6 protein-coding genes are annotated in these 12,444 nt (G+C 42.9%); all 6 read left to right on the top strand.

The window, feature by feature from the left end:
• Window positions 1–674 precede the first annotated feature (674 nt).
• The 6 genes from M992_RS08865 (at window position 675) to baeR (ending at window position 12,288) form a co-directional block, all read left to right on the top strand.
• Complete coding sequence (locus M992_RS08865) at window positions 675–2,039, top strand: MFS transporter (protein ID WP_053908200.1); 1,365 nt, start codon at window positions 675–677, stop codon at window positions 2,037–2,039.
• Window positions 2,040–2,397: 358 nt separating this feature from the next.
• A complete protein-coding gene (locus tag M992_RS08860) occupies window positions 2,398–3,627 on the top strand; it encodes an MdtA/MuxA family multidrug efflux RND transporter periplasmic adaptor subunit (protein WP_053908199.1) in 1,230 nt (409 codons plus the stop codon).
• Entirely contained in the window at window positions 3,627–6,749 is a 3,123-nt protein-coding gene (locus M992_RS08855) for an MdtB/MuxB family multidrug efflux RND transporter permease subunit (RefSeq protein ID WP_047257050.1), read from the top strand. The genes M992_RS08860 and M992_RS08855 overlap by 1 nt, the downstream gene beginning before the upstream one ends.
• A gap of 3 nt (window positions 6,750–6,752) precedes the next feature.
• Window positions 6,753–9,836 (top strand): multidrug efflux RND transporter permease subunit MdtC, encoded by a 3,084-nt coding sequence (gene mdtC, locus M992_RS08850; protein WP_053908530.1) that lies wholly within the window; start codon window positions 6,753–6,755, stop codon window positions 9,834–9,836.
• A gap of 2 nt (window positions 9,837–9,838) precedes the next feature.
• Window positions 9,839–11,335 (top strand): envelope stress sensor histidine kinase BaeS, encoded by a 1,497-nt coding sequence (baeS, locus tag M992_RS08845; protein WP_053908198.1) that lies wholly within the window; start codon window positions 9,839–9,841, stop codon window positions 11,333–11,335.
• 242 nt (window positions 11,336–11,577) lie between these two features.
• Window positions 11,578–12,288, top strand: coding sequence for an envelope stress response regulator BaeR (baeR, locus tag M992_RS08840; protein WP_053908197.1), 711 nt, complete (start codon window positions 11,578–11,580; stop codon window positions 12,286–12,288).
• Window positions 12,289–12,444: the final 156 nt, after the last annotated feature.

Here is a 12,444-nt window from a genome sequence, read left to right as displayed (position 1 = left end):
GATTTTTGATTTTTGATTTTTGATCATGAGTTAATAAATAGCCTAAATAAATAAAAGTCCATTAGACTCCATCACTTCAAAATACATTCTAAATACATGGTTCTATCTATAGATTTATTTATGCTTCGGTTTATTTATTCTTCGTTTTATCCCATAATTTAATCTAAAAAATAGATTAATCAAATAATGACGTCTATTAATATTACAATATTCTGTTTTTATACCATTCATAAAACTATATTGTACCATGTTAGCCCACACCAAAATATCAAGCCAACCACCTCCAAATAAGAAGAACTTAACACCTGTTTTTAGCTTTACTGTTTACAAAAACTGAAACTTTCTGCTATAAATTACTTATGTACTTTGTTATAACATTCACCAGACAAAAATAAATTAGCAAAATAAATTCTCTTTATTTGCTAATAGCCAGGCCGATAGCTAAACCAATAGCCCATAAAGAGTGCTAACGCTCAGGCAGTAAAATTAAGTAAGTAATAGAAATTAATAACAGGCCGTAGAGAATATGATCCTCTATACCAGCCTACTATTAACGTCAATTTATGTTTAACCACAGATAACCAATGATGCAATACCCCGTAAAAACAGCTTCTGCTATTCTGGGCAATATAAAGTATCAGGGATAAAAAATAGAATATATAAAGGATAGCAACATGACAACACAAACCACTAATGGACAACCGTCGGCAAGGCCATTAACCCGCCAAGATTATAAAACTTTAGGTTTATCTTCTTTGGGCGGTACATTGGAATTTTATGATTTCGTTATTTTTGTTTTTTACGCAAAAATCATTTCTCAACTGTTTTTCCCGGGGAATAACGAATTTCTAGCCTTAATGGCAACACTCGGTTTATTTGCTGCTGGTTATCTAGCCCGCCCATTAGGCGGAATAATTATGGCGCATTTTGGCGATAAAGTTGGTCGCAAGCGCATGTTTACTTTAAGCATCTTTTTGATGGCTTTCCCGACATTGATTATCGGATTTTTACCAACCTATGAGACCATTGGTGCCGCAGCACCATTATTACTGCTGTTAATGCGTATTATGCAAGGTGCGGCCATCGGGGGCGAAATGCCGGGAGCATGGGTATTTATTGCCGAACATACGCCAAAACAGCGTTATGGGTTAGGTATTGGTACCTTAACCTCGGGGATCACCGGCGGGATTTTATTAGGTTCTATTGTCGCCATTATGATTGAGCGTAATTATAGCGCACAGCAAGTTCATGATTTTGCTTGGCGTATTCCCTTTATTTTAGGCGGTATTTTTGGTTTCTTGTCAGTATATTTACGCCGTTTTCTTGAAGAAACACCTATATTCAAAGAGCTTGCGGCTAAAAAAGCATTATCTCAAGAATTACCCGTCAAGACGGTATTAAAATCGCATAAACAAGCTTGCTTGATCACCGCTGCATTAACTTGGTCATTATCAACTGCGATTGTCGTCACCATATTAATGACCCCTGATGTTGTACTGCAAGGGGTATATAAAATTGATCGTAATACCGCATTACAAGCTAACTGTGTCGCAACATTAATGCTAACTATAGGCTGTATTTTCTGGGGTTGGTTAGGCGATAAAACAGGGACTCGTTGCTCTATGTTATTAGCATGGGGGGGCTTAGCAATAACTTCAGTTTATTTTTATGCTCAATTATCTTCTGAGATTGGCGCGACTACTTTGGCATTTAATTATGGATTGATGGGCTTTTTTGTAGGGGCAATTGCAACAACCCCAATAATCAGTGCTCGTGCCTTTCCACCAGCGATCCGTTTTTCAGGGTTATCATTCGCCTATAATATTGCTTATGCTATTTTTGGAGGACTAACCCCAATTTTAACTGGCGCATGGTTGCAACAATCACATATGGCACCGGCATATTATGTCGCAAGCGTCTCAATTTTAGCGATTTTAGTTGCCTTTTTACCATTAGCTTATAAAGGATGGAGTGCTAATAAAGTGACCGATGCTCCGGAACAGACTGTATCCACGCAGTCCGCACAAGCACAACACTAAGCAGTAATTTTCCTCTCGCGTATGCCGGTAGCATTGCCGGTATACGCGATTCCTTCGCCATGATCGGCCTCTGATTACATCTCAATTATTCATACAAAAATAATATAAACTGAATCGATTATTTATTTCTCTATTATATGCTACTGTTTCCCTCTGATTTTATACGGTTATTGACAGTATCTTCATAATTCCTCCATTTTTCGCTGGATAATTAACGCTAAACTATTAGCCTATCCAATGTTGTTGATATTTTTCATTAAATCCAACTGAACAAACGGAATTTTGAACATTCTAGTCCGTCTATTTTGGACGGTATAACACCACTGATTTATCCTGAATTAAGCGAAAGTGAATAAAAATGACTAAAAATAATCGTTCGACTCTTTTGATGCGCTCAGCCGTTGTTGTTGCCATTATCGCTATCATCGGTACTGGCGGATATTTTTACTCGGCCACCCACGATACAATCAGTGAACCCGCCGCTAAAAAAAGCAATAAAAATGCCGCGCCAACACGACGTTTTCCTTTGCCGCCAGTGCAAGTTGCTGAAACAGTTGAGCAAGTGGTACCGCGCTATCTTTCAGGATTAGGGACTGTACAAGCCGCCAATACTGTAACCGTGACTAGTCGAGTAGAAGGTCAATTAATGTCTTTGCATTTTGTCGAAGGACAGCAAGTTAATGCCGGCGATTTGCTTGCCGAAATCGACCCACGACCGTTTCAAGTTCAGCTAGCACAAGCCGAAGGCCAACTTGCTAAAGATAAAGCGCTATTAGCTAATGCTCGTTTAGATCTGGCTCGCTTTCAAACATTAGCAGGCAGCAATGTTATTTCTAAACAAGAGCTAGATAACCAAAAATCGTTAGTGCTACAAGCAGAAGGCAGTATTAAAGTTGATCAAGCAGCGGTTGATAACGCTAAACTGCAATTAACCTACAGTAAAATTATCGCTCCCATTTCTGGCCGTGTGGGCTTAAAACTGGTGGATGTTGGCAACTTTATTAGCAGTGGCACCAGTACTCCGTTAGTAGTGATCACCCAAACTAATCCTGCCGATGTGGTCTTTTCACTGCCAGAAGGCGATATTCCTGCCGTTCAACGCGCACAACAGCCAGGGAATAATCAGGTCTTGGTCGAAGCTTGGGATCGCAATAATATCGCGCTAATCGCCAGCGGACATTTACTCAGTATCGATAATCAAATTGACCCAGCGACGGGAACGTTAAAAATGAAAGCGCGTTTTACCAATGAACAGCAGCGCTTATTTCCCAATCAGTTTGTGAATATAAAAATGCAAATTGAAACATTACAACATGCGATTGTGATCCCTAATGCCGCCTTACAAATGGGCAATGAAGGTCATTATGTCTGGATATTAAATGCGGATAATCGTGTTAGTAAGCACGTGGTGACAGTTGGCTTGCAGGATAATCAGCGCGTAGTGATTGAAAGTGGTCTTAGTGCAGGCGATAAAGTAGTGACCGATGGTGTCGATCGATTAACAGAAGGCGCACAAGTTGAAGTCGTCACGGCGAATGCGCAAAAAGTGACAAAAACCACTAAAACCCCGTCAGCGGAGAAACAATAATGCAGCCAGACACTCTGAAACGTGCCGGCGGTCCTTCGCGCATATTTATTTTACGCCCAGTGGCCACGACACTATTTATGGTGGCTATCTTATTAGCAGGGATTATTGGCTATCGTTTTTTACCGGTCTCCGCCTTACCTGAGGTCGATTATCCGACTATTCAAATTGTTACACTCTATCCGGGCGCTAGCCCTGAGGTGATGACCTCGGCTATTACGGCACCGCTTGAACGTCAATTTGGTCAAATGTCAGGACTAAAACAGATGGCGTCGCAAAGTTCAGGCGGCGCTTCGGTGATCACCCTGATGTTCCAATTAGCGTTGCCCATTGATGTCGCGGAGCAAGAAGTTCAAGCCGCGATTAATGCGGCGACTAATTTACTCCCCGCCGATCTCCCTTACCCACCAATTTATAGTAAGGTTAATCCCGCCGATCCGCCGATTTTGACCCTCGCGGTAACTTCTGATGCCGTTGCAATGACCGACGTTCAAGATATGGTCGAAACCCGAGTTGCGCAAAAAATATCTCAAGTCAATGGTGTCGGGCTCGTCACTTTAGCGGGAGGACAACGCCCCGCTATCCGAGTCGGCCTTAACCCACAATCCTTAGCCGCCAAAGGATTAGACAGCGAGACTATACGCAGCGCTATCAATAACGCCAATGTCAATTCAGCAAAAGGTAGTTTTGATGGCCCAACCCGTTCAGTCACCTTATCAGCCAATGACCAAATGAAATCAGTGGACGATTATCGCCGACTGATCGTAGCATTCCAAAATGGTGCTCCCGTCCGCTTAGCCGATGTGGCCACTATTGAACAAGGTGCTGAAAATGATTTATTAGGCGCATGGGCAAATAATGAGCGAGCAATAGTTATTAACGTCCAGCGACAACCGGGCGCTAACGTCATTGAAACTACCGATGCCATCCGAGATTTACTGCCCGAATTGGTCAAGAGTTTACCCAAATCAGTCAATGTTGAAATATTAACCGACAGAACCAGTACTATTCGCGAATCCGTCGACGACGTGCAATTTGAGTTAATGCTAGCAGTCGCTTTAGTGGTAATGGTAATTTATCTGTTTCTACGCAATGGAATTGCTACTTTGATCCCTGGAATAGCGGTGCCATTATCGCTTATCGGTACTTTTGCGGTGATGTATTTCTGTGGATTTTCAATTAATAATCTTACTTTAATGGCGCTGACTATTGCCGCCGGCTTTGTGGTCGACGATGCGATTGTAGTGATTGAAAACATTTCGCGCTATCTTGAGCAAGGTGATAAACCCATGACAGCGGCATTAAAAGGCGCCGGAGAAATTGGTTTTACTATTATTTCGCTTACCTTTTCACTGATCGCAGTACTCATTCCATTATTATTTATGGGGGATATCGTTGGACGTTTATTCCGTGAATTTGCGATTACTTTAGCGGTAGCTATTTTAATTTCAGCCGTGGTTTCCCTTACCCTAACCCCAATGATGTGCGCTCGATTGTTAAAACCAGAATCAGAGCATCGGCACAATAGATTCGAAATCGCCTGTGAAAAATTTATCAATCGTATGATTGCCAGCTATGCCATTGGTTTAAAGCGGGTTTTAAATCACCAATGGCTAACATTGGCTGTCGCATTAAGTATGTTGGCTCTCACTATTTTGCTCTATTTGTGGATCCCAAAAGGCTTTTTCCCATTACAAGATAATGGCATCATTCAGGGGTCGGTTGAAACTCGCCAATCAATATCTTTCTCTGCGATGGCGGATAAACAACGTGAAGTGACCCAGTTATTGTTAAAAGATCCCGCGGTAGATAACATAACCTCTTATGTCGGTGTTGATGGCTCTAATCCGACCTTAAATAATGGACGCTTACAAATCACCTTAAAACCGCTCGATCAGCGCCCAGATCGAGTGGATGTTATCATTCCTCGTATGCAAAAAGCCGCAGAGAGCATTCCCGGCATTAACCTTTATCTGCAACCGCTGCAAGATTTAACTATTGATACCCAAGTGTCACGGACTCAATATCAATTTACTTTGCAAGCCTCATCGCTCGAAGATTTAAGTTTGTGGGTTCCTAAGTTGTTGAATGAATTACAACAACAATCAGCACTTACTGATATCAGTAGCGATTGGCAAGATAAAGGCCTGGTGGCATTTTTGCGTGTTGACCGCGATACCGCAAGCCGCTTTGGAATAACTATGTCAGCGATTGACAACGCTCTTTACAATGCCTTTGGTCAGCGGATGGTCTCGACTATTTATACCCAGTCGAACCAGTACCGGGTGATATTAGAAAACAATGCACAAAGTCGAGAGGGACTATCTGCATTTGATAATCTACGTCTTAAAGGGTCGGATGGCGCAATGGTTCCGCTAAAAACCTTGGTCAATATCGAAGAAGGCGAAGGCTTACTATCAATTAATCATCTTGATCAATTCCCGTCTGTGAGCTTCTCATTCAATGTTGCTGAAGGTGCATCACTAGGCGAAGCCGTCAATGCAGTGAAAGCAGCAGAGCAAGCTATTCAATTACCTAAAGATATTACAACTCAATTCCAAGGCTCTACGTTAGCGTTTGAGGCAGCATTGACCAGTACCGTCTGGCTGATTATCGCGGCAATTGTTGCCATGTATATCGTGCTGGGTATCTTATACGAGAGTTTCATTCACCCGATCACCATTTTATCTACCTTACCAACAGCCGGAGTTGGCGCGCTATTAGCCTTGATGATTGCCGGAAGCGAGATAAATATGATCGCGGTAATAGGGATTATCTTGTTGATTGGTATCGTAAAGAAAAATGCCATTATGATGATTGACTTTGCCTTGGCCGCTGAGCGAGAACAAGGTATGACACCTTATGAAGCCATTTATCAAGCTTGCTTATTGCGTTTCCGCCCGATATTAATGACCACCATGGCCGCGTTATTAGGCGCATTACCGCTGATGCTTAGCACCGGCGTCGGTGCTGAACTGCGTCAACCGCTGGGGATTTGTATGGTAGGCGGCTTAATTTTAAGCCAAGTACTGACTCTGTTCACCACTCCAGTCATTTATCTACTGTTTGATCGTTTATCGCGTTGGATTAAATCCGGTCATTCATCCCAGATAACGCAGGAGTAAATGATGGAAGCCTTTTTTGCCCTATTTATTCGGCGGCCGGTTGCTACCCTACTGATCAGCGTTGCGATTACGTTATGTGGCTTACTTAGCTTATCATTTTTACCGGTTTCACCTTTACCCCAAGTGGATTACCCGGTCATAAACGTTTCAGCCTCGATGCCGGGTGCTTCTCCTGAAACGATGGCTTCGTCGATAGCCACTCCGTTAGAGCGTTCTCTAGGCCGGATTGCGGGGATCAATGAAATGACCTCCAGCAGCTCACTAGGCAGTACACGTATTACCTTAGAATTTGATTTAACTAAAGATATCAATACTGCTGCGCGTGAAGTCCAAGCGGCGTTGAATGCAGCACAAAGCATGCTACCCAGTGGCATGCCAAGTCGGCCACGTTATTACAAATCTAATCCGTCTGATGCACCGATTATGATCTTAACTTTGAGCTCAAAAACGGTCAATAGCGGTGAAATGTATGATATTGCATCGACAAAGCTGGCACAAAAAATCGCACAAATTGAAGGAGTGAGTGAAGTCACCGTCGGCGGAGGATCACTCCCAGCAGTACGAGTAGAGCTCAATCCAACAGCATTGTTTAATCAAGGTATTTCACTCGATGCGGTACGCCAAGCAATTAGTAGCGCCAATGTCCGTCAACCACAGGGGCAATTAACTAATGATAATGTACGCTGGCAGATCCAAACCAATGATGAGCTTAAGAAAGCAGCTGATTATCAACCAATAATTGTTCATTACAGCGCGGGAAATGCGGTAAAACTCAGCGATGTCGCTACGGTTCGTGATTCTGTCCAAGATGTGCGCGCGGCTGGAATGTCCGACGGATCTCCGGCGATATTAATGATTATTCGCCGTGATGCTGGAGCCAATATTATTGAAACGGTAGAGCGTATCCGCGAGGAACTTCCCGAATTACGCAGCATGATCCCAGCGAGTATTGAACTAATTGTAGCACAAGATAGAACGCCGACGATTAAAGCATCACTGGTTGAAGTAGAACGTGCGCTTGTAATTGCCATCGCCTTAGTTATTTTGGTCGTCCTGATTTTCCTGCGTTCTGGCCGAGCCACCTTAATTCCGGCTATCGCTGTTCCTGTTTCATTGATTGGGACTTTTACCGCTATGTATTTGTGCGGTTTTAGCCTCAATAATCTATCTTTAATGGCGCTCACTGTTGCCACGGGTTTTGTGGTCGACGATGCTATCGTGGTATTGGAAAACATTTCGCGCCATTTGGAAAATGGTTTAAAGCCCTTTCAGGCTGCCGTTAAAGGGGTAACTGAAGTCGGCTTTACCGTGGTTTCGATGAGTATCTCGTTGGTCGCCGTATTTATTCCCCTGTTATTGATGGATGGATTAGTCGGCCGCTTATTTAAAGAGTTCGCCATTACTCTAACCACCGCTATCTCGATTTCATTGCTGATATCATTAACCCTAACGCCAATGATGTGTGCCTATTTACTCAAGGCACCGAATAAAAATAAAGCGAAGAAAATCAGAGGTGCTGGCAAAGTCTTGTTCAAAATACAACAAGGTTACGCTGTCACGTTAGACTGGGCATTATCCCATCGACGCACCATATTGGCATTGCTGTTAGCCACTATCGGCCTAAATGTATATTTGTATATCAGCGTACCAAAAACCTTCTTTCCTGAGCAAGACACGGGCCGACTAATGGGCTTTGTCCGTGCTGATCAAAGTATTTCGTTCCAATCGATGAAAGAAAAAATGTCACGCTTTATCCAGCAAATTAAAGCCGATCCGGCGATTGATAATGTAACAGGATTCACTGGTGGGAGTCGTATAAACAGTGGCTTTATGTTTATCTCCTTGAAATCACTAGACGAACGCAGTGAAAGCGCGACACAAGTAATTAATCGTCTACGCGTCAAACTGGCTAACGAACCAGGAGCAAATTTATTTCTGATGCCGGTGCAAGATGTACGTGTCGGTGGCCGTGAGGCAATGGCTAGTTATCAGTTTACTCTGTTAGCTGATGACTTAAATGAATTACGCGAGTGGGAACCGGCCGTACGCAAAGCGTTGGCGACCTTACCGCAACTAGCTGATGTTAACTCTGATAAAGAAGATAAAGGCGCAGAAATGGCGCTAACCTATGACAGAGATTTAATGGCTCAATTGGGTATCGATGTGCGAGAAGCCAATAATTTGCTGAATAATGCCTTTGGTCAACGACAAATTTCAACCATTTATGAAGCCATGAATCAGTATAAAGTGGTCATGGAGGTAGCGCCTGAATATACTCAGGATGTCAGTTCATTAGATAAAATGTTTGTAATAAATGGGCAAGGACAAGCCATTCCATTATCCTATTTTGCCCGTTGGCAGCCATCAAATGCGCCCCTAAGTGTTAATCATCAGGGGCTCTCAGCTGCTTCAACTATTTCATTTAACCTAGCCGAAAACGCCACCTTAGATGAGGCGATTAATGCCATTGAAAAAACCATGACTGAACTAGGCGTCCCCTCTTCTGTACGTGGCTCGTTTGCCGGAACGGCTCAAGTTTTTCAGGATACCTTAAAATCTCAGCTATTATTAATTCTTGCCGCCATAGTTACGGTGTATTTAGTTCTCGGGATCTTATATGAAAGCTATATTCATCCATTAACCATCTTATCAACGCTCCCCTCCGCGGGGGTTGGGGCTTTACTGGCTTTAGAGCTGTTTAATACCCCCTTTAGTCTAATTGCACTCATTGGGGTGATGTTGTTAATAGGGATAGTGAAAAAAAATGCCATTATTATGGTGGATTTCGCTATTCAGGCACAACGTGTTGGTGGATTAACTGCTCGCAAAGCCATATTTAAAGCCAGTTTACTGCGGTTTCGGCCTATTTTAATGACTACATTAGCGGCTATTTTTGGTGCACTTCCTTTAGCGCTTGGCTCGGGTGATGGCGCAGAACTGCGTCAACCGCTAGGAATAACTATTGTCGGTGGGCTAATTATGGGACAAATATTAACCCTATTTACCACACCGGTTGTCTATTTATATTTCGATCAGTTACGTCAAAAAATGCAGCAGCGTCGTACGCGCTCATCATTAACGGAGTGACTATGAAACGCCGATTAGGATTAACTCAGCTCCGATTAACCAGTTTAAGAACGCGTTTATTTCTGGCTATCTTTGCCACCTGTATTTTACTGGTTATTATCATGCACTTTGGTGTCCGTTCGAGCTTTCAATCTGGATTTATCGGCTATATTAAAACCGATAACCAACAGCGTACCAAACTTATCGCTGACGCCTTGGCGGAACAATATCAAGAGGTGGGTAGCTGGCAATTTTTAATGAAAGATGAACGGGCTTTTTTCCGTATATTACGTTCTATCGAACAAGGACAGCATGCCAGCAATGACCTCCAAAACAGCCGACAACATGGCCCAATGAATGGGCATAAGCATATGTCTGGAATGGCGCCTAGAAATGCGCCACCTCAACCTATGCCGATGCAATTCTGGGTATTAGATAAGCGCAGTAAACCGCTTTACGGGCGTAAAACACCTATTCCTCCCGATGCAATACGTGAGCCAATTAAGCTAAATAATGGCAAAATTATTGGTTGGGTTGCCGCTAGTTCAACGAATCGATTAACCCGAGAAATCGACTTGCGTTTTGATGCTCAGCAACTCTATACCAGTTGGATAGTGGCAGGAATTTCACTGTTAGTGGCCTTAATTGCCACGTATTTTCTAGCACGCGGCTTTTTACAGCCGATTAAACGTTTATTGCAAGGAACCCAAAAATTAGCTGCCGGTGATTTTTCTACCCGAGTGCCTGATTCAGGCCCTGACGAACTGGCTAAATTAGCGCAAAACTTTAATCATTTAGCCTCAACGCTGGAAAAAAACGAGCAAACGCGGCGTGATTATATGGCTGATATTTCTCATGAACTGCGTACCCCACTATCTGTACTGCGCGGTGAACTTGAGGCGGTACAAGATGGTATTCGCCAAGCGACACCAGAAACATTAAATTCATTACTCGCCGAAACGGAAACATTAATCAAGCTGGTCAATGATTTACATCTATTATCATTATCCGATCGTGGCTCCCTTGCCTACCGTAAACAATTGATTAATCTAACACCAGTGATTACTGTTGCACTCGGCCATGCACAGAGACGATTGGCGGAGAAGCCTTTAACTCTCGAGATAGCCTTACCAGAACAAGTTAATGTGATGGCTGATCCCGATCGTATTACCCAGTTATTCTATAATTTATTAGAAAACAGTTTGCGTTATACCCACAATGGAGGGCAATTGCGGCTGCAAGGTGAAATTAATCACCAACAATTTATTTTACGCTGGGAAGACAGCGCCCCCGGTTTAAGTGTCGAGCAATGTGATAAAATTTTTGAGCGTTTTTATCGGGCCGAATCTTCACGCAACCGTGCCAGCGGAGGATCAGGACTAGGATTAGCCATTTGCTTTAACATCGTCGAAGCACATAACGGCACCATTAGCGCCTCGCCTTCAGAATTGGGTGGAGTATGTATTACCCTCACCTTGCCACTGATGACGATAGAAAATACCATGCTAGATCATAGTTGAAATACGATCATAGTTGAAATTAGGCTGTACTTTAGTGATCTGAATACACCAGCTATGCTGGTGATGACTCAGGCACCCTAAACGCTATGTACAACGATATGTTGTCAGAAACTGTAGTTAGCAGATACCTAATGATAAACGTATCACCGTTTAAGCTTGTCACTTTGTATAGCCGCTTTCTTTATATAGCTAAGTATAAATATAGCTAAAGATAGCTAACTTAATATGGAAACTCACTGAGTATGAACAGTTCAATCACCTCAGCCAACGTGCTAATCGTCGAAGATGAACCGAAATTGGGTCAATTATTGTATGATTATCTGCATGCCGCAGGTTATCAGCCCGCATGGCTGTTACGTGGTGACCAAGTGATTGACTATGTCAAAAACCACCAGCCAGATATTATCTTACTCGATTTAATGCTACCGGGCTTAGATGGTATTTCAATTTGCCAAGCGCTACGCAAATTTAGTCAAATCCCAGTTATTATGGTGACCGCAAAAACAGAAGAAGTGGATCGCTTACTTGGCTTAGAAATCGGCGCAGATGACTACATTTGCAAACCCTTTAGCCCGCGGGAAGTTGTCGCTCGCGTTAAAACCATTTTACGCCGTTGTGTACGCCATGATACGTTTTTAGCCTCCGATGAAAAACTGACTATCGACGAAATAGCTTATCAAGTTCGCTATCAAGATAAACAACTCGAGTTAACTCCAGCGGAGTTTCGTCTAATTAAAAACTTTGCCGATAATCCTGGGACCGTATTCTCTCGAGATCAACTACTGGATATTCTTTATGATGATCATCGTGTAGTTACTGACCGAACTATTGATAGCCATATCAAAAATCTACGCCGAAAACTTAACTCGTTAGACAATACTCGAACTTTCATTCGTTCAATTTATGGACTGGGATACCGTTGGGATGAAGTTGAAAATGAATCCGACGAATAAAGCAGCGCCAATAATTTATTGTGGATCCATAAATTCGCTATTTTTATACGCGTACTGTTTGCAGGGTTTATTTGGCATTTTCTCGATAACGCGCTAGAATCTGCCTCCTTAAAAGCTTATCAATCCGGTAAGCCCTGACTTGTTATCAGACCGAGA

Source organism: Moellerella wisconsensis ATCC 35017, assembly GCF_001294465.1.
Lineage (GTDB): Bacteria > Pseudomonadota > Gammaproteobacteria > Enterobacterales > Enterobacteriaceae > Moellerella > Moellerella wisconsensis.
The sequence above is the reverse complement of the archived record's forward strand: the minus strand, read 5'-3'. Positions and strand labels throughout refer to the sequence as shown.

Coding starts and splice junctions, on each gene's coding strand:
- M992_RS08865 (WP_053908200.1), top strand. CDS start 675: ATGACAACACAAACCACTAATGGACAACCGTCGGCAAGGCCATTAACC.
- M992_RS08860 (WP_053908199.1), top strand. CDS start 2,398: ATGACTAAAAATAATCGTTCGACTCTTTTGATGCGCTCAGCCGTTGTT.
- M992_RS08855 (WP_047257050.1), top strand. CDS start 3,627: ATGCAGCCAGACACTCTGAAACGTGCCGGCGGTCCTTCGCGCATATTT.
- mdtC (WP_053908530.1), top strand. CDS start 6,753: ATGGAAGCCTTTTTTGCCCTATTTATTCGGCGGCCGGTTGCTACCCTA.
- baeS (WP_053908198.1), top strand. CDS start 9,839: ATGAAACGCCGATTAGGATTAACTCAGCTCCGATTAACCAGTTTAAGA.
- baeR (WP_053908197.1), top strand. CDS start 11,578: ATGAACAGTTCAATCACCTCAGCCAACGTGCTAATCGTCGAAGATGAA.